Origin of the sequence: Frankia sp. R43, from assembly GCF_001306465.1 — a bacterium.
GTDB lineage: Bacteria > Actinomycetota > Actinomycetes > Frankiales > Frankiaceae > Parafrankia > Parafrankia irregularis.
In genome coordinates this window covers 193,679-219,818 of the sequence record NZ_LFCW01000011.1, presented here as the reverse complement: position 1 = coordinate 219,818, position 26,140 = coordinate 193,679, and the positions used below count along the sequence as shown (strand labels likewise).

27 protein-coding genes are annotated in these 26,140 nt (G+C 71.5%); 19 read left to right on the top strand and 8 right to left on the bottom strand.

The window, feature by feature from the left end:
* Positions 1–109 precede the first annotated feature (109 nt).
* Positions 110–772, top strand: coding sequence for a ComF family protein (locus ACG83_RS36745; protein WP_054570849.1), 663 nt, complete (start codon positions 110–112; stop codon positions 770–772).
* 27 nt (positions 773–799) lie between these two features.
* Here ACG83_RS36745 and ACG83_RS36740 read toward each other — a convergent pair whose 3' ends face one another.
* The 3 genes from ACG83_RS36740 to ACG83_RS36730 all read right to left on the bottom strand — a co-directional run bounded on the left by ACG83_RS36740 (position 800) and on the right by ACG83_RS36730 (position 4,032).
* The gene (locus ACG83_RS36740; protein ID WP_054570996.1) at positions 800–1,570 is read right to left on the bottom strand and encodes an SDR family NAD(P)-dependent oxidoreductase; all 771 of its coding nucleotides are present in this window, start codon (positions 1,568–1,570) and stop codon (positions 800–802) included.
* A gap of 254 nt (positions 1,571–1,824) precedes the next feature.
* Positions 1,825–3,198: a Na+/H+ antiporter NhaA gene (gene nhaA / locus ACG83_RS36735; RefSeq protein WP_083473876.1), complete on the bottom strand. Its 1,374-nt coding sequence runs from the start codon at positions 3,196–3,198 to the stop codon at positions 1,825–1,827.
* A 186-nt stretch (positions 3,199–3,384) separates the two neighbouring features.
* The gene (locus ACG83_RS36730) at positions 3,385–4,032 is read right to left on the bottom strand and encodes a response regulator transcription factor (RefSeq protein ID WP_152991620.1); all 648 of its coding nucleotides are present in this window, start codon (positions 4,030–4,032) and stop codon (positions 3,385–3,387) included.
* Between the two features lie 364 nt (positions 4,033–4,396).
* Here ACG83_RS36730 and mpaB point away from each other — a divergent pair, with 364 nt between their 5' ends.
* From mpaB to ACG83_RS36660, 16 genes are all read left to right on the top strand, one after another.
* The gene (gene mpaB / locus ACG83_RS45630; RefSeq protein WP_161934837.1) at positions 4,397–6,643 is read left to right on the top strand and encodes a daptide biosynthesis RiPP recognition protein; all 2,247 of its coding nucleotides are present in this window, start codon (positions 4,397–4,399) and stop codon (positions 6,641–6,643) included.
* Positions 6,640–7,602 (top strand): daptide-type RiPP biosynthesis methyltransferase, encoded by a 963-nt coding sequence (mpaM, locus tag ACG83_RS36720; RefSeq protein WP_054570845.1) that lies wholly within the window; start codon positions 6,640–6,642, stop codon positions 7,600–7,602. The genes mpaB and mpaM overlap by 4 nt, the downstream gene beginning before the upstream one ends.
* The gene (gene mpaD, locus ACG83_RS36715) at positions 7,599–8,966 is read left to right on the top strand and encodes a daptide-type RiPP biosynthesis aminotransferase (protein WP_083473875.1); all 1,368 of its coding nucleotides are present in this window, start codon (positions 7,599–7,601) and stop codon (positions 8,964–8,966) included. Before mpaM ends, mpaD begins: the two co-directional genes overlap by 4 nt.
* Positions 8,963–10,351 (top strand): iron-containing alcohol dehydrogenase, encoded by a 1,389-nt coding sequence (locus ACG83_RS36710; RefSeq protein ID WP_054570844.1) that lies wholly within the window; start codon positions 8,963–8,965, stop codon positions 10,349–10,351. Before mpaD ends, ACG83_RS36710 begins: the two co-directional genes overlap by 4 nt.
* Positions 10,348–11,670, top strand: coding sequence for a YcaO-like family protein (locus ACG83_RS36705; protein ID WP_054570843.1), 1,323 nt, complete (start codon positions 10,348–10,350; stop codon positions 11,668–11,670). The genes ACG83_RS36710 and ACG83_RS36705 overlap by 4 nt, the downstream gene beginning before the upstream one ends.
* Before the next feature lie 84 nt (positions 11,671–11,754).
* Positions 11,755–12,930 (top strand): transposase, encoded by a 1,176-nt coding sequence (locus tag ACG83_RS36700; RefSeq protein WP_054570842.1) that lies wholly within the window; start codon positions 11,755–11,757, stop codon positions 12,928–12,930.
* Positions 12,931–13,108: 178 nt separating this feature from the next.
* Entirely contained in the window at positions 13,109–13,264 is a 156-nt protein-coding gene (locus tag ACG83_RS46295) for a daptide-type RiPP (protein ID WP_165615525.1), read from the top strand.
* 53 nt (positions 13,265–13,317) lie between these two features.
* Positions 13,318–13,497, top strand: a complete 180-nt coding sequence (locus tag ACG83_RS36695) for a daptide-type RiPP (protein ID WP_054570841.1) — start codon at positions 13,318–13,320, stop codon at positions 13,495–13,497.
* A gap of 46 nt (positions 13,498–13,543) precedes the next feature.
* On the top strand, positions 13,544–13,726 hold the full coding sequence (locus ACG83_RS36690) for a hypothetical protein (protein WP_054570840.1): 183 nt from the start codon (positions 13,544–13,546) through the stop codon (positions 13,724–13,726).
* 124 nt (positions 13,727–13,850) lie between these two features.
* Positions 13,851–14,006 carry a daptide-type RiPP gene (locus ACG83_RS45625; protein ID WP_158230738.1) on the top strand — a complete coding sequence of 52 codons (156 nt, stop codon included), beginning with the start codon at positions 13,851–13,853 and terminating at the stop codon, positions 14,004–14,006.
* Positions 14,007–14,140: 134 nt separating this feature from the next.
* Complete coding sequence (locus ACG83_RS36685) at positions 14,141–14,371, top strand: hypothetical protein (RefSeq protein WP_054570839.1); 231 nt, start codon at positions 14,141–14,143, stop codon at positions 14,369–14,371.
* The gene (locus tag ACG83_RS36680) at positions 14,368–15,129 is read left to right on the top strand and encodes an ABC transporter ATP-binding protein (protein WP_054570838.1); all 762 of its coding nucleotides are present in this window, start codon (positions 14,368–14,370) and stop codon (positions 15,127–15,129) included. Before ACG83_RS36685 ends, ACG83_RS36680 begins: the two co-directional genes overlap by 4 nt.
* Positions 15,107–15,850, top strand: a complete 744-nt coding sequence (locus ACG83_RS36675; protein WP_054570837.1) for an ABC transporter permease — start codon at positions 15,107–15,109, stop codon at positions 15,848–15,850. Before ACG83_RS36680 ends, ACG83_RS36675 begins: the two co-directional genes overlap by 23 nt.
* 51 nt (positions 15,851–15,901) lie before the next feature.
* Positions 15,902–17,767: a daptide biosynthesis intramembrane metalloprotease gene (mpaP, locus tag ACG83_RS36670; protein ID WP_054570836.1), complete on the top strand. Its 1,866-nt coding sequence runs from the start codon at positions 15,902–15,904 to the stop codon at positions 17,765–17,767.
* A 16-nt stretch (positions 17,768–17,783) separates the two neighbouring features.
* Positions 17,784–19,004, top strand: coding sequence for a glycosyltransferase family 2 protein (locus ACG83_RS36665; protein WP_063793319.1), 1,221 nt, complete (start codon positions 17,784–17,786; stop codon positions 19,002–19,004).
* Between the two features lie 91 nt (positions 19,005–19,095).
* Entirely contained in the window at positions 19,096–19,767 is a 672-nt protein-coding gene (locus ACG83_RS36660; protein WP_076825812.1) for a GPP34 family phosphoprotein, read from the top strand.
* 12 nt (positions 19,768–19,779) lie between these two features.
* Here ACG83_RS36660 and mdoC read toward each other — a convergent pair whose 3' ends face one another.
* The 5 genes from mdoC to ACG83_RS36635 form a co-directional block, all read right to left on the bottom strand.
* A complete protein-coding gene (gene mdoC, locus ACG83_RS36655; protein ID WP_054570833.1) occupies positions 19,780–21,018 on the bottom strand; it encodes a glucans biosynthesis protein MdoC in 1,239 nt (412 codons plus the stop codon).
* A gap of 399 nt (positions 21,019–21,417) precedes the next feature.
* Complete coding sequence (locus tag ACG83_RS36650; protein WP_054570832.1) at positions 21,418–22,044, bottom strand: DUF4231 domain-containing protein; 627 nt, start codon at positions 22,042–22,044, stop codon at positions 21,418–21,420.
* Between the two features lie 49 nt (positions 22,045–22,093).
* The gene (locus tag ACG83_RS36645; RefSeq protein ID WP_054570831.1) at positions 22,094–23,167 is read right to left on the bottom strand and encodes an alpha/beta fold hydrolase; all 1,074 of its coding nucleotides are present in this window, start codon (positions 23,165–23,167) and stop codon (positions 22,094–22,096) included.
* 25 nt (positions 23,168–23,192) lie between these two features.
* On the bottom strand, positions 23,193–24,008 hold the full coding sequence (locus tag ACG83_RS36640; RefSeq protein WP_054570830.1) for an SDR family NAD(P)-dependent oxidoreductase: 816 nt from the start codon (positions 24,006–24,008) through the stop codon (positions 23,193–23,195).
* Between the two features lie 64 nt (positions 24,009–24,072).
* Complete coding sequence (locus ACG83_RS36635; protein WP_054570829.1) at positions 24,073–24,870, bottom strand: enoyl-CoA hydratase/isomerase family protein; 798 nt, start codon at positions 24,868–24,870, stop codon at positions 24,073–24,075.
* Positions 24,871–25,073: 203 nt separating this feature from the next.
* Between ACG83_RS36635 and ACG83_RS36630 the strand changes: the two genes are divergently transcribed.
* Entirely contained in the window at positions 25,074–25,421 is a 348-nt protein-coding gene (locus ACG83_RS36630) for a VOC family protein (protein ID WP_054570828.1), read from the top strand.
* A 194-nt stretch (positions 25,422–25,615) separates the two neighbouring features.
* Positions 25,616–26,062, top strand: coding sequence for a nuclear transport factor 2 family protein (locus tag ACG83_RS36625; protein ID WP_054570827.1), 447 nt, complete (start codon positions 25,616–25,618; stop codon positions 26,060–26,062).
* Positions 26,063–26,140: the final 78 nt, after the last annotated feature.

Sequence of the window (26,140 nt, the reverse complement as noted above, 5' to 3'; positions counted from 1 at the left end):
TCCGGGATTCGGAAAGTGCGGGCACTGTCCGCTACGTGAGACCGGGACCGTGCAGTTCTGCTATGAATGCGCAGCTCAGAGCTTCGTCGTACCGGGCACGAGTTGCTGCGTGATCTGTTCTCAACGGCTGGTCGGGCAGCGCTGCCTCAACACCCTGTGCAACTCGACAGACCGGATGTTCGACCGCTCCCACGCGATCGCCATGAAGACAGGGGCACTGGAGGAGGCGATACTCCGCTGGAAGGACCACGACAGGTGGGCCTGGGGGATTATCTTCGCGCGTGTACTTGTGGGTTACCTGCTCGAGAACTTCGCTGCGGACCCGCACGACTGCATCATCCCCAGCCCGACCTTCGCGGAGCCGGGCGCCGCACCGCAGCAGGACATGACTCGCTTTGTGATCCAACAGGCCATCGGCCATGATCATTCGGGGAAACTGCCCTTTCACCTCGACCCACCCCTGGTGATCCGGATGTACGCCACCCCGAAGATGCGCCGGCAGCGCAACGCGGCGGGCCGGCAGGTGGCTGCCGCGGCGCTGCGCGCGGCGCTGCGGGTACCCGACCCGGCTCTGGTCGCGGGTCGGCGCATCCTTGTCTACGACGACGTCTTCACCAGCGGCAACACGCTCAACGAGGTCGCTCGAGCGCTGCGGAACGCGGGAGCCGCCAAGGTGTCCCAGGTGGCACTGTCACGGCAGCCCTGGAGCGCCCCGGCCGGAGATCCGGCCGGGGCGACAGACACAGCCGGAGCCCCGGACCTTTTCACCTGACGGCGCGTCCGCGTTCCGCCGGCTGGTTCAGAGCGTCCGGAACAGGCCGCCGTCGACGAGGATCTGAGCCCCGTTGACGTAGCCGGCGGCGTCGCTCGCGAGGAAGAGGCAGACCCCGACCATGTCGCCGGGCACACCGATCCGCTTCATCGGATTCATCTCGGCGGCGAGGCGCTTGGCGTCCGGGCCCCAGGCGTTGGTGATGTCGGTGTCGAACGCCCCGGGCAGGACCAGATTCGCCCGCACCTTGGGCGCCCAGGCCCCGGCCAGGCCGAGGGTCAGCGCGTTGAGGGCTGCCTTCGCCATCGCGTAAGGCAGGTCGCTCGGGTTCGGCCGTAGCGAGCCGGCCGTCGTCACGTTGATGATCGAGCCGCCGTCGCCGGCCGCCATGCGGGTGCCGATCAGGGCGCTCAGCCGGAACGGCCCACCCGCGTTGACGGCGTGCACCTTGTCGTACAGCGCCTGGCTGACCGAGGCCAGGTCGTCGTACACGGGCGACATTCCGGCGTTGTTGACGAGCACGTCGCAGCGACCGAACTCGGCGTAGACCGTGTCGACGAGGCTGTCGCAGTCTTCCCACCGGCCGACGTGGCAGGCGACGGGGAGGGCACGTCGCCCGGTTGCCGCCTCGATCTCGGCCGCCGCGGCCTTGCAGGCGTCGAGCTTTCGGCTCGCGACGACGACGTCCGCGCCGGCCGCGGCGAAGCCCTCGGCGACCGCCCGGCCGATTCCCCTGCTGCCACCGGTGACGACAGCCACCCGACCGGAAAGATCTAACATCTGACTAGGTCCACTCATCTTGTTTTCGGTCACCATGCGAGTCTCGCCTACCTCACCCCTGGCAGGCACCTGTCTTAGCGACAAACATCGGAGCAGGCGGCGGAGCAGGTGCCCGGGCAGGCGGCCCGAAACAGGCGCCGGCCCGAAACAGGCGGCGGCCGCAGACAGGCGGCGGCCCGAAGCGGCGACGGCCGCAGACAGGCGGCGGCCCGAAGCGGCGACGGCCGCAGACAGGCGGCGGCCCGAAGCGGCGACGGCCGCAGACAGGCCGGTCACCGGCCCCGCTGGTCAGCCTCGGAGGTCTGGTAGATGTCGGGAATGCCGTCGGCGTCGAGGTCGACCGTCTCCTCGGCGGCCAGCCGGCGGTAGACCCGGTTGCGTGCGCGCAGCACGATCGTGGCGAACATCGCCGCGGCCACCGAGCCGACGAAGATCGCAATCTTGACGTGATTCGCCTGCCCCGCGTCGTCGTCGAACGCGAGCTCACCGAGCAGCAGGCAGACGGTGAAGCCGACTCCTGCGAGCAGCGCGACGCCGAACACGTCCCACCAGGAAAGCTCCGAATCCAGCTCAGCCCGGGTGAACCGGGCCAGCAGCCAGGTCGACCCCAGCACCCCGATCGGCTTTCCCAGCAGCAGGCCAAGCGCCACCCCGATGGCGATCGGATCGGTGAACGCCCCGCCGATGCCGCCTTGGAGCAGGGAGACACCGGCAGCCATCAGCGCGAAGAGCGGCACGGCCACGCCCGCCGAGACGGGGCGCCAGAAGTGTTCGAAGCGCTCCGACCTCCCCACCTGCTCCCCGGGGCCGGGGCGAGCCGGGACGGTGAAGCCCAGGAGCACTCCGGCGATGGTCGCGTGGATCCCCGAGGCGTGCATGAAGGCCCACGCGGCGACCGCGAGCGGCACCAGCAGCCACCACCGCGGGACCGAACGGTTCACCAGCAGCCCGAACACGACGATGAGAGCCAGTGAGGCCAGCGCCGGGCCGGGGCTCAGATGATCGGTGAAGAACAGCGCGATGATCGCGATCGCCAGCAGGTCGTCGACCACCGCCAGCGTGAGCAGGAAGGACCGCAGCGCCGCCGGCAGGTGCGCGCCGATGATCGCCAGCACGGCCACGGCAAACGCGATGTCCGTCGCGGTGGGCACCGCCCAGCCGGTGGATGATCCGTCCGCGCTCACCGTGTTGACCAGCAGGTAGATCAGGACGGGGGTCACCATCCCACCGACCGCGGCGACGACGGGCAGCACCGCCCGGCTCACCGACCTCAGGTCCCCCAGCAGGAACTCCCGCTTGAGCTCCAGCCCCACCACGAAGAAGAAGATCGCCAGCAGTCCGTCCGCCGCCCACTGCTCGAGGCTCAGATGCAGGTGCAGCGAACCGGGCCCGACGCTGGTCTCGACCAGCGAGTGGTACGACTCCCGCCAGGGCGAGTTCGCCCAGGTCAGCGCGATCAGGGCACCGGCCAGCAGCAGGATGCCGCCGACCGTCTCGTCGCGCAGGATGCCCGCGACGTGCTGAGCCTGCGGCCAGCTCGGCAGGCCCAGCAACCGTGACCGGGACGGCTGAGAGTCGGACGGCTGAGGCTCGGACGGCTGGGATCCGGCACTTCCACGCGACTCACGGCGGGACGGATCGGGCATCGGCAGCTCTTCTCGGTCGGTACGGAGCGCACTCATGCCCGGACCGCAGAGAACGATCAGGAAACTCCGATCGCCAACGGCCCCGCGCGGCCGCGGAGACGACCCCGGGCCCGCACGACTTCGGGCACAACGCACTGAACTGCCGACCAGACTTCCCGGCGCACCTCCGTCGACCCTACATGGGCCCTACCAGGCGGCACCAGACCATGATCTCGCCAGCTCAGTGGCGTCCGGCCTGGCCAGCGGACTGACCGCGACCGGGCCCTGCATCGCCACCGGGCTCAGCTGCCGCTCCAGGGCGACCCGGACCAGTTCCGCCTTGTTCCCCAGCGCCAGTTTGGCCCGGGTACGCCGCACATAGGTGTTGACCGTGGTTACCGCAACACCCAGTCTCGTGGCGATCTGGCCATGCGTCAGCCCTTCCGCAATCAATCCAAGCACCTGCTCCTCCCGCTCGGACAGCCGTGGACGGACAGTGTCCGCAGCCGGCGCATCGAGCGCCCGATCCGCGAAAAACGCCTCCGCAAGCGGGGACGGCAGATAGAATCCATCCATCGCGACCGCCCGCACCGCGACCGCAAAGGTCGAGCAGGGCGCACTGCTCGATATATAGCCGCAGGCACCGGCTTTCAGCAGAGAAAACGCCTTTTCGCCGTCCAGCGACTCCGAAACGGCGAGTACGCGGCCGATTGACCTGACATCGCGAACCGCCTCGACCGGCGAGGCCGAACCGGCGCCGAAGTCGAGGATGACGATGTCGAGGTCGACGTCGCCCGCGGCCCGTAACATTTTTTGTAGATCATCGCCGCTTTTGGCAAGAAGAGCTTCGGTCATGTCCGGCTCACGAATCAGAAGTTGCTGGACCGCCCACCCGAAGAGTGGGCGGTCACCAACGACTCCGATCCTCAGGGATGACGGGCAGACATGATCTACCACGATATCTCCTTTTCGGTAGGCCGGCTGCCGAGAGTAACGAGACGATATTTACTGACGAGCTACAGACCGTAAACGGACGATGAACACCCAGCCCGCCCCGTGTCGCCTTTTTTGGGGACACCGGGGAGGACAGACACCGACGGTAATAGATGGCCATAGTTACGCTCGCGTGCGTTCCCTGCCGCGACGACAGCCACACACCGGAGGTGTTCAGTTGCGCCGCTTCACCCTCCTCGACTTGCGGAAACACAGCAGTGGCCAGGTGACCGAGATCCTCGGAACCCGGCCCAGCTGGCCGCTTCGTCTCGTGCACGCCGCTCTGGCGAGCCGTGGCTATGTGGTCGACACAGCTGAGTCGGCCTGTTCACTGCCGCACCTGCGTGCGTTGGTCGCGCAGGACTCCGACGGCCTGGACAACCCACCGTCGGTCGGCACGGAAACACCGACGGAATCCACGGTTCCGGCCCGACCGACAAATGGCGAGATCATTTGGATCGACCGTTGCGGATGCGACGACGCCTACTGCGGTCGAGGGTGGCGAGCCACGGTGGCGACGGCCGCTGACGGGGTGGCCGCGGGCGTGGCCGACGGCGGCCGACCAGCGGATGAGCCGGACGATGCTGGTCCGGGGGCGCTGGCCGGCCTGCTGGCGCGGCTCTCGGTGCCGTGGCAGGCCGATGACCTCGACCGCAGTCCGTACCTCGACGGCGTCTCACCGGCGCACGAGGTCACCCAGGTCGGCATCTCGCTGGTGGCCGAGAACGCGGACGGCACGTTCGCGGACCGACCGGCCACTCTGCTGGCGGCCGAGCTGTCGTGGCTGCGGTCGCAGGAGGAGATGCCGTCCTCGCCGGTTCCCCTGCACGGCCTGTCCGGATCGGTCGAGGACGTCCGGCGCCGGCTGGTCTCCTTCGCCTCGCTGGCCGGCCTCGCCGCCATCGCCGACGGAACGGCGACACCCTGCTGGTCGGCGACGCTGGCGGCCACACTGATCGACGAGGCCGGCGTCCGCGCCGTCGCCGAGCTCACCGAGGCCGCCGGCATCGTCCAGATCCGGGTCACCGGAATCAGCGGGGCGGCTCAGGCGATCGGGCTGCTGGCCCTCGGCCGCCACATCGCTCTGGAGCTGGATCTGCGTGCGCTCGGCCCGGGAGACGTCCAGCGTGTCGCCGCGAAGGCGGGCGGCCAGCGGGTCACGCTGCGCGCGGGGACGACCGAGGACGGCCTGATGTCAGGCGAGCTCCTGACCCTGGCGCCGGGCCTGCTGCTGGACGAGCCCGGCAGCGCCGAGCACATCCAGGCGATCAGCGGCCGGCTCGGGCGGTGGGCCACCGGCGGCCGGGCACCGGTCGACGGTGACGAGCGTCCCGCCCCGGCGGCCGCCCCTACGGCCGACCCGGCGGCCGGGGCGGGCACCGGGCCGGGCAGCGGGCCGGAGGAGATCGTGCTCGCCTCAGCCGAGCATCTCACCGCCGTCACCGATCCCGACACCGGCCTGGCCGACTTCCAGACCCTGGTGTTCACTCCGGCCGATCCGGGCACGCCGGTACCGGCCGCGGTCGTGGGCTCGCTCGTCCGCTACGCCGGCTCCGCCACCGAACCCGGTGACGACCTCCTCATCGGCGACGACTTCTTCCTGCAGACCTTCGACTACGCGTCCGGCGCCTACCTGTCGCTCGTCGGGCCCACCCTGCTGCGCATCACCTCCGAGATCGACTACTCGGTGTTCCTCGAGGACGCGGACGCGGCCCGCAGCCGCGGCGACTTCCCGGAACACCTGCTGCACCCGCTGGTCCAGCTCGCGGACAGCTGCGCGCTCGGAACGCTGCACCCGTGCGCGGGCCGACTGGGCCGCCGTCTGTTCGTCGCCGCCGACGGGACGGTTCGCCCGGCTCCCGGCGGCGCGATCTTCGGTCACCTGACCACCGCGGGCTTCCAGGCGCTGGAGCACGCCTTCTCCGGCCACGCTGAGATCCTCGACGGGGTCCCCGCGGACGATCCGTGTCTGGCCGAGGTCGTCCCGGCCGAGGTGTCGAGCCAGGCCCGCCAGGTTCGGCCCTGGCTGTCACGGTTCCTGTGGAGCATCGACGCGCTGCGGCGGGCCCAGCGCGAAGGGATCAAAAGGCCGACCGTCTCCGGTTTCGGTGGCCGGCTGGTCGAGGCGCTCGCCGGCGAGCTGGCGGACGTCGACGCGCCGAACGCGCCGCTGATCGTGGGCGACCGCTCCGCGGCGCTGCTCGTGACGGCGGGCGACCTGCGGGTCTTCCGGATCAGCCCGGCCGCGGCCGCGATGGTCGAGATCCTGCTGGTCGTCGGCTCCGGCGAGCGTGCGGTCGAGCTGGCATGCGGCCACACCAGGGCGTCCGCCGACACGGTACGCAGTGGTTTCGCCACACTCATCGCCACGTTCGCGCGCTCGGGCGTCGACCTCGCCGGCATCGCCGCACGGTCCGCGGCCAGGGACGCCGTCGCCGTCGTCGCCACCGCCGCGCCTGGCGCATCCCGGTGAGCGCCGAAGCCGCCGTCGAGGCAACCGCGGTGACGGCCACCGAACTCGCCACCCAGGCCACCGGACCGGGGCCCGACCGAGCGGGATCCGACCGAGCGGGATCCGACCGGCCTGGTACCGCCGGCGCCCTCATCCGGATGTTCGGCGACGCGCTCGCGGTCGAGGACATCTACTCGGAGCGGGGTTCGGTCCTCTACGACCTCCTCGGGGGCGAGGACCAGCAGGAGATCACCGAACTGCTGTCGGCGCTGGGCGGCACCCGGCGCTCGGTGCTCGAGCTGGCCGCCGGTTCCGGCCGGCTGACCCTGCCGCTGCTGCGCCACGGCCACGAGGTGGTCGCGCTGGAGAAGTCCCCGATGATGCTGCGCCTGCTCGGCGCGAAGGCCGCGGCGGCGGGGCAGGGTGCCGGTCCGCTCACCCTGGTCGAGGGCGACATGAGCCGGTTCGACCTGGGACGTCGCTTCGACGCCGTCGTGCTCGGCGCCACCTCGGTGTCGCTGCTGGACGCGGCCGGGCGGGCCGCCATGTTCGGCGCGGTCCGGCGGCACCTCACGCCGACCGGAATGTTCCTGTTCAGCACCCTCCAGATGCGCCGCGGCCAGATGCTGGCCCAGCCGGTCCGCGAGAACACCCATGTGCTGACCGTGCCCGCGGGCGACGGGCCCGGCGGGTCGATGGTGGTCCTCGTCGAGTGGATCGACGGCCCGGGGCAACAGCGCCTGATCAGCGCGTTCCGTTCCGAGGTCGATCCGGCCGGCACCGTCGACCATCGCCTGTTCACCAGCGAGGTACGCCTCCTGGACGTCGCCGATCTCGAACGCGAGCTCGCCGCCGCCGGCCTGACCGTCGCCGGCCGTGAGCAGATCGCCGGCGGTCGCGAGCCTGACCGCTCGACCCTTCTGCTGCGGTGCGTCCCCTCCCCGGACCCGGACCAGGACCAGGACGGAGCACGGTCATGACCTCGGGAACACTCGACCTCGGCCCGGTCGTCGACCAGCCCGTCGACGGCGACGTCGAACCACTGTGGCAGCTGCTGTCCCCACCCAGCCGGTTCGATTCGTCCAGCGCCCGGGTGCTGGGCGCCAGCGGGGTGCGGCTGCGCTTCGCGGACGGGGTGGACGCCCTGTGCGCCAGCAGTGGGCTGTGGAACGTCAACATCGGCTACGGGAACCAGGCCGTGGCCGACGCCGTGCACCGCGCGATGCTCGACGCGTCCTACCTGACGCTGTTCCGCCGCACCCACCCGTGGGCACTGGAGGCGGCGCGGACGCTGGTGGAGCTCTGCGGGGCGGACACCTTCGGCCGGGTGCTGTTCTCGACGTCCGGCAGCGCTGCCAACGACGCGATGATGAAGATCGTCCGGCATTACTGGGCGTTGCGGGGCCAGCCGGGCCGCCGCCTGGTCGTCGGGCTGCGTGACAGCTACCACGGGCTGACCTACGGAAGCTCCGCGCTGACCGGTGAGGATCTCGCTCAGGACCTCTACCTGGTCGACCGCAGGTTCGTCCGGCATGTCGGGCATACCGACCCCGCCGCGCTGCGCCGGCTGGTGACCGGCGCGGGCGCGCAGATCGGCGCGGTCGTCGTCGAGCCGGTGCTGGGCACCGGAGCCCACGAGCTCCCGGACGACTTCCTCGCCGAGCTGATCGCGCTGCGGGAACAGTACGGTTTCCTGCTGGTCGCGGACGAGGTGGCGACCGGGTTCGGCCGCACCGGCAGGTGGTTCGCCTCGCAGGCCTGGCCGGCGACCCCCGATGTGATGGTCCTGTCCAAGGGACTGACCAACGGGACCTGCGCGGGCTCGGCGGTCGTGGTGTCGCACGAGATCCGGGCGGCCTTCGACGAGGCGGACGCGGTGCTGGCGCACGGCGAGACGAACGCCGGCACCCCGCCGACCTGCGCAGCGATCACCGCGACCGTCGCTCAGATGCGCCAGCACGACGTGGTCGCCCGCGGCGCGGCCCTCGGCGAGCGGCTCGGTGCCGGGCTGGCCGAGCTGGTGGACCGGCACCCGGCCGCCGTCGCGCACCGCGGCCGGGGCTGTTTCCGTCATCTCAGCCTGGTCCGCCCGGACGGCGAGCCCTACACGCCGGACGACGTCGTCGCCGCGCTGGAGGCGATCCGGCTGGCGGGTGCGGCCGTCCACCCGGGGCCGGCCGGCATCCAGCTCGTGCCGCCGCTGATCTACACGGACGACGATCTCGCCGAGCTGCTGGACTGCGTGGAGCGGGGACTGACCGCCGTCTGGACCGGCCGGGTCGACCAGCTCCGCGCGGCCCGTCGCTCCGGGCACGCCACACCGGGCGTCATGGTGGCGAGATGATCACTGTGGCACCGGGCGACGCCGCGCCGGCCGCCCCGGGGTGGCAGTGGAGCTGCCCGACCCGGGTGGTGGCCGGGCCGGGCGCGCTGATGCGGGTCGTCGACGAGCAGCGCCAGGCCGGACGGGCCGTCGGGCTCGTGGTCGACGTCGGTGTCGCCGCGTGCCCGGCCGTGACCGGGCTGCTCCGGGAGCATCCCGGCATCAGCATGATCGCGGTCGAGCCGCGCCGCTCCGGCCTGGCCGAGGTGGCGGCCATGGCCGCCTGGCTGCGCGACGAGGCAGCGGCCGGACGGCTCGACACGGTCGTGGCCGTCGGTGGCGGCAGCCTGCTCGACCTGGTCAAGCTCGGCTGGCTCGCGCTGGCCGACGGTACCGCCCTCACCCGGCTGCGCACCGGCCGCGCCGGCGCCGTCGCCCTCCCGTTCCCGCCCCGGCCCCCGGCCCCGCCTTCGCCTCGATCTCCGTCCCCGCCACCCGCTTCGTCCCCGCCGCCCGCTTCGTCCCCGCCGCCCGCTTCGTCCCCGCCGCCCGCTTCGTCCATGCCGCCCGCTTCGTCCGCGCCTTCGGCTTCGCTCCCGCTGCGTGTCCTGGTGCCGACCACTGTCGGCACCGGCTCCGAGATCAGTGCGGTGGCTTGTGTGGACGTCCAGGGCCGGCATCGGCTGGCCGTCTGCACGGGCCTGCGGGCCGAGATCGCGGTCCTCGATCCCGAGGCGACCGGCGGCCTGCCCCGCCTCATGCTCATCGAAGGGGTCCTGGAGGCGCTGATGCGCCTGACGGGCCCGCTGGTGGGCAGCCAGCTGCCGCGTGCGGTCGGTGACGCCGCCGGGCTGGCCCTCATCGCCGAGCTGGTCCGTCTCGGCGATCAGCTCGCCGTGACCGTCGAGCCCACGGCGGCGCAGCGGCTGCTGGCCGCCGAGCTCTCGGCCTACACCCACGCCAGCTGGGCGCTGTCCGGGCGTGACCCGTTCGGCGGGCGCGCCTGGTACCTCGCCAACGAGGTCTCGAGCGTGCTCGGGGTCAGCAAGATGGTGGCGACGGTGCCGGCCGCCGCCGGGGTGTGGGCGCGCGTCGCCGAGGGCGACCGCCGATTCGGCCACCCCGACCGCCTGGCCGTGGTGTGGGGCGCCGTGCGCGCCGCGAGCTCGGCCCCGCTCGGCGACGACGCCGGGGACGGCCTGCGGCGGCTGGCCGCCGGCTGGGGCGTTCCACCGTGCCCGACCCCCGGCGACCCGGTCGTGGAGGTGATCGCCCGCCAGGTGACGAACGCCTTCGGGGGTGGGCTCCCGCCGCTCGCCGGCATCAGCGGCGCCGAGATCCGTGAACTACTGCGGCAGTCGCTACGGCACCACCCGGACCGGAGTCAGCAAGGAGCGATGGCGTGATCGACGCACGGGCGACCCTCGAACGCGCCGCGGGCATCGCCCGCAGCACCACGATGATTCCCCCGGCGACGGGCCAGCCGCTGTGGACCGTGGCCGTCGACATCGGCGGTCTGGACGGGGCCGGGCACCGTGGCCTCGAATCCGGGGACTACCCCCTGCACCTGGTCGGCGCGGCCGGGACAGGTCCCGGGGACGCGCTGCTACGCGGTGCCGGCGAGGCCGTGGAACGGTTCGCGCTGCGCCCGGTACCGGGGCCGGACCAGTCCACCGAGACAGGCCAGGCCGAGGGACGGCCGCTGCCGTTCGCCGACCCGCGGGTCGCCCTCGGCTCGCCGGACGCGGACCCCGCGGCCCTGCGCTGGATGACCGGCCAGGACCTGGTCAGTGGCGAACCGGTGGCCGTCCCGACGGCTCTGGTGGACTACCCGGCCGCAGACCCGGCCTCCCTGCGCTGGTTCGACCCCACCCCGTCGGGCGCCGCCTCCGGCGCGGGCGCCGAGATGGCCCTGCGCAACGCCCTGCACGAGATCGTCGAGCGGGATGCCGTCATGATCGCGTGGGCGGCCCAGCTGCGGCTGGAGCGGGTCGAGCTGGCCGACCTGGTGAACGCGACGACGACCCGGCCGGCGGCGGTCCGGGAGCTCGGCCGGCTCGCGCACGTCGCCGACGAACTGGGCCTCTCGGTGTCCTTCGGCGCGGTCCCGACCGCGCTGCGCGGCGTCGAGTGCGTCATCTCGGTACTCGTCGACCGCCGCTCCCACCGGCCGCTGGCCGCCGTCGGTTCCCGGGCCTCGGCCTGCCGCGCCGAAGCGGCGCTGGGTGCGTTCCGGGAGACCTTCCAGGTCCGCGAGGTGCTGCGCGGAGTCTGCGGCTGGTACCGCGAGGACCGCGAGGACCTGGCCGCGTCACTCCCGCCGGTCCGCTCCGATCTCGACCGGGCCCGCCTGTGGACGACTACCGAGGCGGTCGACGCGGTGGAGCAGTGGACGGCGAGCTTCCTCGATGGCCGGCGCGAGCGGAGGCCTCAGGAGTCGTCGGACGCCGCGGCGGCGTCCATCGCCGACCTGGTGGACGATCTCGCCCAGGACGGGGGACGGCCGACCGTGGTGGACCTGACCGACCGGCTGCCGGCGCCGATCCGTGCGATGGGCTGGAACGCGGTGAAGGTCATACCGGTCGGTCTGCACGCCCTGCGCATGGATGAGCGGCACGAGTTCACCTGGCTGCGCGCCCGGATCGACGACGCGCCGGACCGCCTGGCTGTCCCCGGCGGGGTCCCCGACCGCACCATCCACCCGTTTCCGCATCCCCTGATCTGACATCCCTCGAAGCCGGGCGGACTGGCCGCGGCCTGCCGCCCGGCCGGCCACCGCCACGGCCTGAGCCTGTTGGAGGTGTGCTGGTTGACCACGGAAGCCATCCTTGATCCCTGGTCGAGCGTCGACGACCTGGTGCAGCCGCAGGAGACAGCGGACGAGCTGGATCTTCTGCATGCCCGGGTCGCGCATCGGTTCGGCCGGCCGGAGCCGCGCCGGCGAGCCCTCGCCTACCTGCGCGGGCTGGTCTCAGTCGACGGCGCGAGACACGGCCAGGCCCTCGCCGCCGCGGCCGGGGAGAGCAGCCCCGACGGTATGCAGCGGCTGCTGACAGCCGCCGGCTGGGATGCCGACCTCGTCCGCGACGACCTGCTCGGCTACGTGCGCCAGCGGCACGTCCACGCCGCGGCCGCGCTGGTCGTCGACGAGGTGGTGCTGCCCGGCCGGGGGCCGCGCTTCGCCGGCGCGGCCCCCCGCTACCTCGCCGAGTCCGGACGGGTCGAGAGCTGCCAGGTCGCGGTGTTCGCCGCGTACGCCACCGGCGAGCGCTCGATCCTGGTGGACCGGGAGCTGTGCCTGCCAAGCCCCTGGGACACCGACCGCAGGCTGCGCCGCTCCGCCGGAGTCCCGGACGACCAGGAGCAGGGCGGCTCGCGGGAGCTGGCCGCGGAGCTGGTGGCGCGGGCCACCCGACGGCTGCCGGTGCGCTGGATCCTGTTGGGGCCCGCGCTCGGCGCGGACGACCGGCTGCGGGCCTGGCTCGCCCGCAACGACGTGGCGTTCGTGGCCCGGATCGGTCCTGGCACGACCATCGGGACGACCATCGGCCGGCGCGTCACCGCGGCGGCGCTCGCCGCCGCCGACAGTCAGCGAGGTGGCGAGGCGTGGGCTCAGATACGGGTCCGCCCGTCCCGCGGCGGCCGCTGGGATCATCGCCTGTTGCTGCGGCGCCGGCCGCAGTCGGAGCCGCTCTTCTACGCCTGCCACGTGCCGCGGGGCACGTCCCTCAACGAGCTGGTCGACGCCGCGCGCCGCACCGGCGCGGTGCGCGACGGCGTCCGGCGGGCCAGGGCGACGGTCGGGCTGGACAGCTACCGGGTCCGAAGCTGGACCGGGTGGTACCGGCACATGACCCTCGCCATGCTGGCCGCCGCGGCCACCGGCTCGCCCGTCGCCATCTCGCCCGTCGCCATCTCGCCCGTCGCGACCGGTTCCGGCTGGGGCGAAGTGCGGTTTTCCGCGGAAAGCGCGGCCCGGCGATAACCCGCAGATAACGGCGGCACCGGAACGCGCGAGTTCACCGCCGGTTCACTGACAGAGAAAAGCAGACCTCCTACTATTGGAGACACAGGGAAACAGAAGCGCACAGCGCAACTGAAAACCTCTCTGTAAAAAACAGTGAGCCTGACGACGAGGCTCAATCTACGCGGAGGTGAAATTCATGGAGTTCGTTCCTTCCCTCGACCTGGCTGTTGAGGAGCTGGAGAACCTCGAGGCTCCGGCCTGGTGGCACTACGTGGTCGGCTTCGGTGCCGGCGCGGTTGTCGGCGGCGCCGCCCTCTACGGCGGCATCGCCATCGGCGTCGCCATCACCTGATCCGCGTCCGGCACCAGGCCGTTCGCTCCCAACAACGGAAAGGAGGTGCAAACATGTCTGTTCTCACCGCTGAGCGCCCGTTCGACACGAAGCTGCTCTCGCTGGACATCGAGGAGCTCGAGTCGCTCGAGGCCCCGTTCAACTGGGACGCCTTCTGGTCGGGCTTCCGCGCCGGTGTCGCCGTCGTCGGCGTCGGTGCGGCCGGTGTCGGCATCGGCATCGCCATCACCTGATGTCGGCCTTCCTCATACGACCGGTGAACAGCAAAGGAGGTGAGAGATGCTCGCGTCCGTTCTGACCGGGCCCGGGACCGACACCCCGTCGCTGTCGCTGGACGTCGAGGAGCTGGAGTCCCTTGAGGCCCTCTTCGACTGGGGTGCCTTCTGGCAGGGATTCCGGGTCGGTGTCGCGGTGGCCGGCGCTGCCGGCGCCGGTATCGGCATCGGCATCGCGATCACCTGATCGACCGGGACCCTCGGCTCCACCTGAAAAGGCGGACGGAAGCGGGCGGATGGTAGCCGCCCGCTTCCGTACCACCTTGGTACCGCCGTTATCAGGACCTGTCCATTCCGTCTGGAGGTGAAACATGAACACTCTCGACAGTGACCTGCTGGAGCTGGGTGTCGACGAGCTCGAGGCTCTGGACGCCCCCTTCGACTGGCGCGCGTTCTGGGTTGGTGCCGAGGCCGGCGCCATCACGGTGGCGGTCGTGGGCGGCGGGATCGCCCTCGTGCTGACCTGAGCCGACCGGCAATCTGATCTGACCAACCCGGCCTGCTCTGGTCTGGCTCGATCCGACCCGATCAGGCCGGGTCCGGCTTCTGCCCGTGCACCCGTGCGCCTTCGCACCTTTGCACCCGGGTGAGGAGAACACTGATGAGTCGGATATTCGCCCTCTCCGCGGCCAGCCGGCCGCAGGCCCTGGCCGCGCTGGTGAGCGGGATGGGTCTCCTCGTCGCCGTCATCGCCATGCTCACCCCGCAGGGCTCGAACACCGCGACCTCCGCGCTGGGAATCGTCAGCGTCGTGGCGATGCTCGCCCTGATCACCGGCATGGGCGTTCTCATCGGCCAGGCGGTGAGCCATCGAAGCGGTGGCGGGTCGTGACACCCGTCGTGCGTTTCGACGCCTTCACCAAGGCCTTCGGTGAGACGGTGGCCGTCAAGGACCTCAGCTTCGAGGTTGCGGCCGGCCGCGTCGTGGGCCTCGTCGGGCCGAACGGCGCGGGCAAGAGCACCTCGCTGCGCGGCCTGCTCGGCCTGGTCCGTCCCACCTCGGGAAGCGCCACCGTCTTCGGCGGCCCCTACTCCGCCCTCACCGACCCGGCTCGCCGCGTCGGCGTCAGCATGGACGGCGTCGGCATCAACCCGGCGCATTCCGGGCGCCGGCACCTGACGGTCTACGCCCGGGCCATCGGGCTGCCCGACAGCCGGGTCGACGAGGTCCTGGAGCTGACGGGCGTGGCCGACGCCGCGAACCGCCGGCTGCGCGGCTGGTCCACCGGCATGCGCCAGCGCCTCGGCCTGGCCACGGCCCTGCTCGGGGACCCGGACCTGCTCGTCCTGGACGAGCCGACCAACGGGCTCGACCCCGAGGGTGTCCGCTGGCTGCGCACCTTCCTGCGTGACCAGGCCGCGGCCGGGCGCACCGTCCTGCTCTCCAGCCACATGCTCGCCGAGCTGGAGAACACCGTCGACGACATTGTGATCATCAATCGTGGCGTTCTCTTCGTCGGTGAGCTCAGCAGCCTCGTGAGCGACGGAACCCGGCTGGAGGAAAGGTTCTTCGACCTGCTCACGAAACCCGCGTTGGCCGGCGTCGGCGCGTCCGGGGAGGGAAGCAATGCGCAGACAGATCCGCAGTGAGCTGCTGAAGGCACGCAGCGGCTGGCTGCTGCCCGCGCTCCTGCTCACCGCGGTCATGCTCGACGCCCTGTCCATGCTCGGGACGTCCAGCGTCGTCCACGACGACATCGCCGCCGGCCGGACGACCCTCGCCGCCGGCTCGCACGACGTCGTCCGGCTCGGCTTCGCGAACCTGCTGTTCGCCGCCCTGTTCGGCGTGCTCATGGTCACCGGGGAGTACCGGACGGGAACCATCAGCAGGTCGCTGCTGCTCACCCGCACGCGCCGGGACGTCCTCGCCGCCAAGGCGACCGTGAGCCTGCTCGGCGGTCTCGTCTTCGGCCTCGCCGGGGCCGCGACCGGCCTGCTCACCGGGTGGATCGCGATGGGCGCGCGCGGGGACGACCTCGTGCTCGACCGCGAGACCTGGCTCATCTGCCTCGGGCTGGTGCTCGTCTCGACCCTGTCCGCCCCCTGGGGGACGTTCCTGGGCTGGGTCATCCGCCAGCAGGTCCCCGCAGTGATCATCACGCTGGTCTGGACGCTGGTCGTGGAGAGCGCGCTGAGCGCCTGGGTGCCGGACTTCGCCCGCTTCCTGCCAGGTGGCGCCCAGGCCTCCATCTACCGGGACACCGCGACCGACGTGCTCGCGATGCCGTGGGGTGTCGCCCTGTTCTGCGGCTGGCTCGCGGTGGCCGGTGTCGCCGCCGAGCGCCTGCTGCATCGACGCGACGTCACCTGACCGCACGACCTCCTGGCTCTCCCCGCAAGACCGACAAGGGGACGAACGACCATGTCCGTTACGACCGCCACGTCCGTTACGACCACCACGCCTCCCACTCCCCCCACCACCGACCAGGAACCCGCGGCGCCGGCACCGGCACCGGCGTCGGCACCGGTGCCGGCGCCGAAGAGCACGCAGGTCGCCGTGGCCGACCCGGTGCCGCGGCTCCCGGTGCTGGCCGCCGAGGCGTGCCTGCATCCGCCGGTCGACGTCACGGACGTCTGGGTGGCGCAGATCGGGCCGCACCGCTACATCCGGGTCGGCGCCGACGCGGCGGCCCTGCTCTCCGCCCTGGACGGCGAGCGGGATGTCGACGGTCTCGTCGTGGTGCTCGGAGCGCCGTGGACCGCCGCGCTGGTGGAGCGGACCCTGCGGGCGTTCGTTCGGACCGGCCTGGTCGTGGACGCGGCCGACCTGGCGGCGGCCGAGGCGGCGGCCGCCGGTGCGGACGGCACGGACGGCGCGGGGCGGGAGCGACGCCGGCGTCGATGGCTGCCCCGACGGCCCCGGCTGCCGCGGCGGGTGAGCTACCAGCCGCCGCTGTCGATCCAGCTCACCCTCGTCGACCCGAGCCGGGTGCTGGGGCGGTTCCGCCCGGCGCTGCGCCGGCTGATGTCACCCGTCGCCCGGGGGATCTACCTCGCGATCACGGTCGCCGGGCTGGGAGCGCTGGCCTGGCAGGGCGGGTCGCTGACGCGGGTGGTCAGCCACCCGCTCGGGCTGGGCGAGTACGGCATCGTGCTCGGTGGCCTGCTGGTCGTCACGGGCATCCACGAGCTGGGGCACGCCGCCGTCCTGACGGCGCTCGGCGGACGGCCGCGCCGGCTCGGGGTGATGTTGTTCTATCTGACGCCTGCGTTCTTCTGCGACATCTCCGACGGCTGGCGGCTGCGCCACAACCGCTACCGGGTCGCCACCGCGCTGGCAGGTGTCGCCGTGCAGTGGGTGTGCGCCGGCGTGGCCGCGCTCGTCAGCCTGGCACTGCCCGCGGGCGACATCCACGACGCGGTCGTGGGCCTGGCCCTGGCCTGCTACGTCTACGGCGTCTTCAACCTCACCCCGTTCGTCAAGTTCGACGGATACATCGCGCTGATGTCGCATCTCGACATCCCGCACCTGCGGAAGAAGTCGATGGCCGACGCCCGGCGGGCCGCCGCGCGGTTCCTGTTCGGCGGGCGGTACCGCCGGGAGCTGCCCCGGCTGTGGTGGAGCTCGCTGTTCGGCTTCTGCTGCATCCTCTTCCCCGTCTACCTGGTCGGGCTGGCGGCCCAGTCGTGGCTGGGCGCGCTGGTGACGCTGGGCCCCGTCGGCGCGGCCGGCGGTCTCGCCCTGATCACCGCGGTGATCGTCCTGGGACTTCGCGCCGGGTGGAAGCTGCTCGTCGAGGCCAGGGAGAACGGGGCCGGGATCGCGCGGATCTCGGTGGTGTCGGTCCTGATCGTCACGCTCTGCGCGGCCGCCGCGCTGCTCGTCGAGGTGCCCCGCACCGTGCGCGCCGGCTACCTCGTCGCCGACGGCCGGGTGCTGCTGGTGCTGCCGGACGGAACCGACCCCGCCGCCACCGACGCCGGCCACCGGGTCGACCTGTTGCGGACGGGCCTGCTGGCCGGCAGCGTCATCGCGGGCGCCACCACCAGCGGCGTGGCGGTGGACACCGGCTCCCGGTTCGCCCCCATGGGCACCGCGATCCCGGTTCGCGGCGGGCCCGAGACCATCAGCGCGACCTTCCAGCAGCTGGACGGGGTGCGCCTCGAGCAGGGCACCGACCGGCTCCAGGACTCCGGTCTGGCCGACATCCATCTGGACCGGGTGAGCGTCGGTGGCTGGCTGATCGACACCTACGTCGCGCCCGCCGTTCGATCGATCATCGGCTGACCCGGGATCTGCCCCGATGCCCAGGCCCGCAGTGTCGGTGATCTGCCCGACCTACAACCGGTCCAGCCGGATCCTGCCGACGCTGCGCTCGGTGCGGGCGCAGACCTACCCCGACTGGGAGCTCCTGGTCGTCTCGGACGGTTCCAGCGACGACACGGACGAGATCGTCACCGGATACGCAGCCGTGGATCCCCGGGTACGCCTGCTGCGGACGTCCCGCCAGGGCCACCCGGCACCGGTCCGGGAGATCGGGCTGACGCAGGCCCGGGGTGACGTCATCGCCTACCTGGACCACGACGACACCTGGCTGCCCGACCATCTGGCGGTCCTGGTCGACGCCCTGCACCACGGCAGCTCCGGCACCGGCTCGGGCGCCCGAGCCGGAGCCGGTGCCGGTGCCGGTGCCGATGTCGCGGCCACGGGTGCCGTCCGGGTCGGCCCGGACGGCACCCGCACCTCGGCCACCGGGCTGTTGGATCTGCTCTGGCACCCGGAGCTGCAGATCGTCTCGCCGTTCTTCGAGCCGTCCCGGGTGGCGCACCGGGCCGGCCTGACCGAGGCGGTGGGTGGCTGGCGCCAGCTGGACTGCGGCCTGGAGGACTGGGACCTCTGGCTACGCCTCGCCGACACCGGAGCGCGCTTCGCCACCGTGGACGCCCGCACCGTCGTGCTCGAGGACGGCGGCCCCAGCCGACGTACCCGGGTGCCGCGGCGACATCACCACCCGCTGGGGCACTTTCCCGACCTCCGAAGCGCCGCCCGAGCCGTCGCGGCCCTGCGTGCGGCGGGGTCGGCCGCGGCGATGCGGGACAGCGCCCGCGCCGACCAGATCGCCTGGTACCGCGACCTCGCCGCGACCGGTGAGCTGCGCTGGCCGCTGCAGGCCGGACGAGGCCGGGCCGGACCAGGCCGGGCCGAGCGAGGCCAGGCCGGCGAGCCGGTCAGCCCCGCCGCGGTCACCGAGCTGGTCGAGCAGGCCCTCGGGCCGGTGGACCAGACCGCTCCGCCCTGGCCGGACCTGGTCGTCAGCAGGCAGCCGGCAGACCAGGGCGGCGGCGCGGTCATCGGCCTTCCGCTCTGGTGCGGCACGCCGGAGCATGCCGAGCGGGTGCGGGAGGTCCTACGGCACCGCCAGGAACGCCAGCTCGGCCTGGCCAGCCGGCTTCTCCGCGCCGCCGGAAACACCACCGCCGGAAAGTCCGGGCTCCTTACATCGTCCGACAAAAACCGGAGGTAACCGAGAAACAAAAGCAGGTGTATTTCAGCTGACATTCCGGGGGGAACGGCCTGCTTTGTCAGGACGGCAGGAAGCCGCGATGATGTCGGCCATGGACATCACCATGGCCGAGAAGTTCCTGCTCCTCGCGCTGGACGAGAGCGGGAAGGACGTCGCCGGTGTCGGAGTCGACGTGGGCCTTGCCGCGTCCCTCGTCGCCGACCTGCTGGAGGCCGGCAGCCTACGGTTCGACGACGAGACGCTGGCGTTGGGCGCCGGCACGTCGGAGGTGCCCGACAGCCCGCTGCTGCGCTCTGCACACGCCGCGGCCGTGAGCACGGGCGCCCCGGCCAAGCTGGATGACCTGCTCCCCGTCATCGCCACGGAGCTGTCCCCGCTGTGGGAGCAGGTGGCCCGTCAGCTCGTCGAACGCGGCGTCCTGACCGAGAAGAAGGAACGGGTCGCCCTGGTGTTCCAGGTGACCCTCCACCCCGTCAGCGAACCCGCGCCCGGGCAGGCCCTCCGGCAGCGGCTGCAGGCCGTGCTGGCCTCGCGGACCGCGCCGTCGCCGGCCGATTCCGCACTGCTGGCGATCGCGCACCCCTTCGGCCTGCTCGATCGCCTGGTCCCCGCCGAAGGCCAGGCCGACGCCGCGCGGCTGGCCACCGCGGCCGCTGACAGCACCGCTTTCACCCGCGCGCTGGAGGCGGCGGTGGCTGCCGCCCGGCAGACCCTGCTCGCGGCGCTGGCAGCTTCAGTCGCCGGTGGCGCCGCGGCCGGCTGAGCCGGGGCTCTGTCAGCGAGCCGAAGAAACACGCTCGATCTGGGCGGCCGGGCGACCCGCGGTGTCGGCCGGCCGCCCAGGCAGGTCGATCGACGTCACGGCGCCGCCCTGCGTCTCGCGCGCGCCAGCTGAGCCACGTATCGATCTCCCGTTGAGGATCCCGCGCAGCAACACGGAACGCCGCACGACGAAATGGTGGCAGGCGAAGGTGGCCGCGTACGTCGCCACGACGAGCACCGCCATCTGCGCGAACCCGAGACTCGGGTCCATTCCCAGCAGCCGCGCGAAGGCGAAGATCCAGAAGAAGTGCAGAAGATACACCGTGTAGGACGCATCCGAAAGGTACTGGAAGACGGGTCGCGGTCGGGACCCGAAACGGTTGGCCACGGCGAAGAGCGTGGCTATCACCGGCAGCGCGAACAACGTCTCGACCAGAGCACGGCCGGTGCCCGCCGACAGCACGCTCACCCACCGGCCCCAGGAGACCGCGAGAAGCAGCGCATACACCACAAGCACCACCGGCGCGGGTCGGCTGAAGAGCGGCAGCAGCCGGGCGCGGTCCAGGTGAAGCAGCACCCCGAGCAGGAAGAACGGCAGGAACTCCAGGACGCGGCGGAGCAGGTCGGCATGGAATCCCGAGCCGAGAACGGGCTCGAGGGCGCCGCTCCAGCAGGCCCGCCCGGCGGCCATGAGCGCCAGCACCGCCAACGTTATCGCCGTCATGGCGCGCAGCCGCCCCGCGGTGGCCAGCTGGTAGGCCCGGGTCGTGGTCGCCGCCCTCACCGCACGCACCGCGGCGGGGGTGAGCAGCACATACCCGACCAGCACCAACAGGAACCACAGATGCAGGTACCAGTTGAGCCGGCCGGCGAGCGCCTCCCCGGAACCGATACGCAGGAACTCGGCGAAGGACATCTCGTGACCGCTGTGGAAGACACTGCTCATCCACAGCGTCGGCGGGTTGAACACCAGCTGGGTGGCCAGCAGCGGGACCCCGACCGCGACGAGCCTGCGGCGCACGGCACGAGTCGCTCCGTATTTCGCGACAAGCATCGTGGAGAGAAATCCGGAGACCACGAAGAAGGTCTCCATCCGGAAAAGACCGGAGGCCCGGGCGATGAAGTCGAAAACCGGGTCGACCCCCAGGGTCGAGACGTGGACGAAGACGCCCACCAGCATGAGGACCCCACGCAGCGCGTCGAGATCGTGGTAGCGCTCACCTTCGACGGGCTTACCCACCGGCTCCGCCACAGGTATTTTCCTCTCACCGTCTCGCCCGGGACCGATGCCATTTCCGCGCAGCCAAGCACCCACGCACCGAAATCGCAGGCGCGGGTACCGGCGAAATGCTACGCATCAGCCGGCACCCGCCACCGATGAGAAACAACACCGCGAGAAGAAGGTCGCCCGACCGTCAGGCCGAAAGACCGGAGAGATTCCAGGAAGGCAGTCCCGCGGCCCGCGGCCGCAGCTCGCACGGCGGAGCCAGGGCAGCGAGCGTACAACCACCTGGCAAACCGCGAAAAGGAAGGATTTCGGTCGTCGGAACGACCAGAATCCTCCGCTCTTGCGACTCGCCAACCAGGCCACCGCACTCAGGTGCCCAGCCAGAAACCCCGGGTCCTCGACCGGCGGCGGCCGGCGGTTCCGCTACGCGGCGGCCTGGGCGTCCCGGATCGCGCGAACCGCGGTGAGAAGCTCCTCCGTCGCCGTGTAGCAGGCACGCGGGCCCTGCGCGGGGTCGGCGGCCGGGACCCCGTCACTGACCGCCAGTTCCCAGCGCAGGAGCGCGTCGGAGAGCGCGTTCTCGGTCCGCCGCAGTCGGGATCCCACCTCGTCCCACCGGTAGAACTCGCGCAGCCCGGTGAGCACCGCCACGGAGACGCCAACGACGGACAGGGCCACATCACGGTGGTCGAACCGCAAGCCGGCGAGCAGCGGCAGGCTGACCGCCAGCAACAGCGTGGCCAGCCCGCTGAGACGGTAGAGGAGCTGGTGCCGGCTCGCTCGCCGCCGATACCGGTCGCGCAGCGGACGGACCTCGGCGTCGACGATCCCGCGGCAGCTGGCAACGGCCTGCGCCCACGCCGCACCCGGCGGATCGGGAACCGGCGCAGGAGCCGGAACAGGAACGGGCGCCTCCGAGACCGGCGCTTCCGAAGCCGGCCCCTTCGATGCCGAAGCCGGCGCCTCCGAGGCCGAAGCCGGCCCCTTCGATGCCGAAGCCGGCGCCTTCGATGCCGAAGTCGACGTATCCGAGGCCGGGCGCGCGCGCATGGGCCGATCCTCCCAAAGGGGCCATTCCCGACCGATCGGGAGCCCTCGTTCAGCCCGCGGATCGGGTTGCGGCCCGGGCCACGTGGGCGATGAAAGCGTCGAGACGTTCCCACAGCAGGCTGCGGGTTTCCGCGAAGTTGTGCATGTGCGCCATCCTGGGCACGACGAAACCCGCGAGATCGGTGGCCGCGACGAAGCCGGCGAGCTCCACGGTGAGCGGGCGGCAGACGTCCCGCTCACCGGTCGCGAGCAGAACAGGGACGTCGATGCACGCGATCTGGGCGCTCACCACCCCGGGCAGCATCGACTCGAAGCCGAATCCCGGGGCGGTGAGGCTGCCCCACGGTGGGGCGGTCCGCCGTGCGGGGAGGCCTCCTGCCAGGTCCGCGGCGATCAGGGAGGCCCGGTCCCACGGCGTGGCCGGCGGGTTGGCGCCCGGGCCACCGGCGGTGCCAGCGCTGTCAGGGCTGTCAGGGCTGTCAGGACTGTCCTGCCAGTGGAAGACCCAGGGCCAGTCGGTGTTCGCCAGCACAAGCAGGGCCGCGTCCGCGTCGGGCGTTCCCGCCGGGATCTCGACTTCGGGGGTGCCCGGGCGGACGGGCATGGTGGTGGCGGACATGCTGCTGCCGAGCATCGCCACCCCGTCGAAGGTGCGGTGGTCGGCCTGCATCGCGGCGAGCACGTGGCCGCCGAGCGACTGGCCGGCACCGATCACGGCGGAGACCTCCAGCGGCGGGACGCCCGGCGCGACGGTGCCGTCCCGCAGCCGGGCCAGCAGGTCGGTGACGACGGTGTGGTTCACGGCGGCAAGCGTCGCCAGGGTGGTGACCGCCGGCGGTGGAACGGTACTGTCACCGACCCCGAGATGGTCGATCGCCACGACGACGGTGCCCCGCCGACAATGGTGTTCCGCCTGGCTGAATCCGGCGGCCGGCAGGTCGAAATAGCGCCGGTTGTATCCGCCGCCGGGCAGCGCGACGAGAACGGGCTGCGGGCCTGCCGAAGCCGGCTCCCCCGCCGGCAGATGGACGCTTGCCGCGATCTGCCACGTTCCCTCCGGTGCGGGCACATCGACGGCCAGTTCGACCGGGCACAACGGCGGTAATGACCCTGATTCCTGCACTGGTTTCCCTACTGTCGCTGAGACGTCAGGCGATCTGCGTTCCGCCGTCCACGCAGAGCACCTGGCCGGTCACGAAGGCGGCGCCGTCGGAGGCGAGGTAGACGGCGGCGGCGCCGATCTCGGCGGGGTAGGCGGTCTGGCGGGTCAGCACGGTCCGGCGGCCGATCGAGTGGAACTCCTCGGCCCGGGTCGCGGCCAGCCGCGCGAAGACGCCCTGTGGATGCCAGCGGCTGCCGGCGCTGACCTCCTTCTGGAAATCCTGCGGAACCGTGCCGTAGGGCGCGACGGCGTTCACGGTGATGCCGTGCCGCCCGACCTCCTTGGCCAACACCTTTGTGAAGGTGTGTACCGCACCCTTCATCGCCGAATAGACGGCGAGCAGCGGGTCGCCGACTATTCCGGATGTCGACCCGATGTTGATGATCCGCCCACGGCCCTGTTCGATCATCCGGGGCAGGAGAGCATGGGAGCAGTTCAGTGTGCTGGTGAAGTTGAGCGCGATGTCGCGTTCCCAGGTGTCCGGGTCGGAGTCGACGAACGCGTCCATGCCGACGTTGCCGCCGACGTTGTTCACGAGGACGTCCACCGGGCCGAACCGGGCGTGCACGGCAGCGGCCATCGCCGCGACCTGGGCTCGGTCCGTGACGTCCACGGCCTGCCACAGCACGCCCCGGGCCCCCTGGCCGGCCAGGTCCTCGCAGACCTGGCGGCCCTGCTTCTCGTCCCGGCCCACGATGACGACGTTGCAGCTCTCAGCGGCGAAGGCCAGCGCCACCGCCCGCCCGATGTTGGCGTTCCCGCCGGTGACGACCACCGTGCGCCCGCCCAGTCCGGTCTCCATCACAGGCCTCCGTGGCTCAGACAGCTGGCGTCATCCAGTTGGCGTCATCGCCGGACAGGTGGCGTCATCGCCGGCCGCCGCCGTTCGCGAACTCCGCCGGAATCCAGGCGGGCGCGCGCTTCTCCATGAAGGCGCGCATCCCCTCGCGCGGTTCCGGCGAGTTCTCCAGCGACCAGCTCATCGTCTGGTAGTCGATGAGACCGTAGCGCTCGTTGAGCATGCGCTTGACGTGCATCCGGGCCTCCGGAGCGGTCTGCAGGATCTCACCCGCGGCCTGCAGCGCGGCCTCACGCAACTGGTCGTGCGGGACGACCCGGCTGATGACACCCAGGCGCTGCGCCTCGGCCGCGTCGAAGCGGCGGGCGGACAGCAGCAGATCACGGGCCATGGCAAGCCCGACGTGCGCGGGCAGCACGGCGGCGTAGGTGGCGTCGGGGATACCGCGCAGCAGTTCGGGCACCCGGAAGACGGCGCGGTCACTGGCGACCGCGATGTCGGACATCATCGCGATCAGCAGGCCACCGGCCTGGCAGATGCCGTTGACCGCGGAGACGACGGGCGCCCGACTGTCCCGGACCGTGAGGAACGGCAGGATGTCCTCGCTCCTGAGGTCGGTGGGGTAGGAGTCTCCGGGCTCGGACCTGCCTCCGAGGTCACCTCCCGGCGCGAACACGTCGCCGGTGCCGGTGATGATCAGCGCGGACAGCTCGGGATCCGTGTTGACCAGGCGGACGGCCCGCTTGATGCCGTAGTACATGGCCGGGGTGAGCGCGTTCCGGGCCGCCGGCCGGTCGATGATGCACCAGCCGATGACGCCCTCCCGCTCGAAACGCAGGCCAGCCGCTCCCAGATCGTCCGCCATCCCAGCTCCTCCGCCTTGCCTATTCTCCGAATTCCGGTCATTGACATTTCGACCGGGCAGGACTAAGTGGTTCCGCCACTCGGATTCCTCCCGGATTCAGGCCGTCAGTGTGGGCCCGTCCTACCGGGTGGGAACTGTACGCCGACCGTAACGTCCGACGCCAGCCACTGGAACTCGGCCGCAGCTGATGCCAGCGTTGGGGCATGCCACGATTCCACCACGCCAACCTCGGCGTTCCGCCCGGTCTTGAGGACGCCGAAGGCGCGTTCCTCGTCGACATCCTCGGTTACCGCCGGATCGACGTGCCCGCCGACCTGGTCGGCGTCGCCCGCTGGTACGAGGCGGACGACGCCAGCCAGATCCATCTCAGTACCGACCCGGACCATCGGCCCGCAGCCAGGGCACACACCGCCGTGGAGATCGATACCGAGGTCGAGTCGCGGCTACGCGCCGCCGGCATCAGCTACCGGACCACCGGCCGAGACGGCCTGACCGTGCTGTTCTGCGCCGACCCGGCTGCCAACCGCTGGGAGCTGCGGATTGCAGGTTGATTACGCGCATCCGGCCGTGGTAAGACAACTGACGTTCCGCCGTTAATACCGGCTTCCGCGTGCCGGTATTACCCGCATGCCCGCATCCGGTCTGCATTCGTTCGCGCGATCCGCGGCGGGCTGTGCGAGCGTATGTTACTCATCGACCACGCCAGGCGCCACCCGTGAACGAAGATTTTCGAGGAAGGAACCGCATGGGCTTACAGGAGCTGGCCGACAAGATCGAAATTCACGAGGTGCTGGCCCGGTACGCGCGGGGCGTCGACACCAAGGACTGGGATCTGTGGCGGACGGTTTTCACCGAGGACGCATTCATTGATTACCGGGCAGCCAGCTCGTCGGACACCAGCTTCGGCTCACGCGACGAGATGGAGGCCTGGCTGACGAACGGCATCGGCATGATCCCGATGACGCAGCACTACATCACCAACATCGAGATCGAGCTCGCCGGCGACACCGCGAAGGTGCTGGCGATGTTCTTCAACCCCATGCGCCTGCCGGGGACGACCGGTCTGTCCTACTGCGGCGGCTTCTACAACCACGAGATGGTGCGCACCGACGAGGGCTGGAAGAGCCGGCGCCTGGTCGAGGAGAACGTCTGGTTCGAGGCCGCGCCCGGGGCAGCCCAGCTGCACCAGTAACCCAGCTGCGCCAGTAACCCAGCTGCGCCAGTAGCCCGGACAGCTGGAGCCGGTCGGCGGCCGGTTCCGCGGAACCGG

What these genes read in the sequence shown, in the direction of transcription:
- ACG83_RS36740 (WP_054570996.1), bottom strand. Translation starts at nt 1,570, where the DNA reads ATGAGTGGACCTAGTCAGATGTTAGATCTTTCCGGTCGGGTGGCTGTC.
- nhaA (WP_083473876.1), bottom strand. Translation starts at nt 3,198, where the DNA reads ATGCCCGATCCGTCCCGCCGTGAGTCGCGTGGAAGTGCCGGATCCCAG.
- ACG83_RS36730 (WP_152991620.1), bottom strand. Translation starts at nt 4,032, where the DNA reads ATGACCGAAGCTCTTCTTGCCAAAAGCGGCGATGATCTACAAAAAATG.
- mpaD (WP_083473875.1), top strand. Translation starts at nt 7,599, where the DNA reads ATGACCTCGGGAACACTCGACCTCGGCCCGGTCGTCGACCAGCCCGTC.
- ACG83_RS36710 (WP_054570844.1), top strand. Translation starts at nt 8,963, where the DNA reads ATGATCACTGTGGCACCGGGCGACGCCGCGCCGGCCGCCCCGGGGTGG.
- ACG83_RS46295 (WP_165615525.1), top strand. Translation starts at nt 13,109, where the DNA reads ATGGAGTTCGTTCCTTCCCTCGACCTGGCTGTTGAGGAGCTGGAGAAC.
- ACG83_RS36695 (WP_054570841.1), top strand. Translation starts at nt 13,318, where the DNA reads ATGTCTGTTCTCACCGCTGAGCGCCCGTTCGACACGAAGCTGCTCTCG.
- ACG83_RS36690 (WP_054570840.1), top strand. Translation starts at nt 13,544, where the DNA reads ATGCTCGCGTCCGTTCTGACCGGGCCCGGGACCGACACCCCGTCGCTG.
- ACG83_RS45625 (WP_158230738.1), top strand. Translation starts at nt 13,851, where the DNA reads ATGAACACTCTCGACAGTGACCTGCTGGAGCTGGGTGTCGACGAGCTC.
- ACG83_RS36685 (WP_054570839.1), top strand. Translation starts at nt 14,141, where the DNA reads ATGAGTCGGATATTCGCCCTCTCCGCGGCCAGCCGGCCGCAGGCCCTG.
- ACG83_RS36675 (WP_054570837.1), top strand. Translation starts at nt 15,107, where the DNA reads ATGCGCAGACAGATCCGCAGTGAGCTGCTGAAGGCACGCAGCGGCTGG.
- mpaP (WP_054570836.1), top strand. Translation starts at nt 15,902, where the DNA reads ATGTCCGTTACGACCGCCACGTCCGTTACGACCACCACGCCTCCCACT.
- ACG83_RS36665 (WP_063793319.1), top strand. Translation starts at nt 17,784, where the DNA reads ATGCCCAGGCCCGCAGTGTCGGTGATCTGCCCGACCTACAACCGGTCC.
- ACG83_RS36660 (WP_076825812.1), top strand. Translation starts at nt 19,096, where the DNA reads ATGGACATCACCATGGCCGAGAAGTTCCTGCTCCTCGCGCTGGACGAG.
- ACG83_RS36650 (WP_054570832.1), bottom strand. Translation starts at nt 22,044, where the DNA reads ATGCGCGCGCGCCCGGCCTCGGATACGTCGACTTCGGCATCGAAGGCG.
- ACG83_RS36640 (WP_054570830.1), bottom strand. Translation starts at nt 24,008, where the DNA reads ATGGAGACCGGACTGGGCGGGCGCACGGTGGTCGTCACCGGCGGGAAC.
- ACG83_RS36635 (WP_054570829.1), bottom strand. Translation starts at nt 24,870, where the DNA reads ATGGCGGACGATCTGGGAGCGGCTGGCCTGCGTTTCGAGCGGGAGGGC.
- ACG83_RS36630 (WP_054570828.1), top strand. Translation starts at nt 25,074, where the DNA reads ATGCCACGATTCCACCACGCCAACCTCGGCGTTCCGCCCGGTCTTGAG.
- ACG83_RS36625 (WP_054570827.1), top strand. Translation starts at nt 25,616, where the DNA reads ATGGGCTTACAGGAGCTGGCCGACAAGATCGAAATTCACGAGGTGCTG.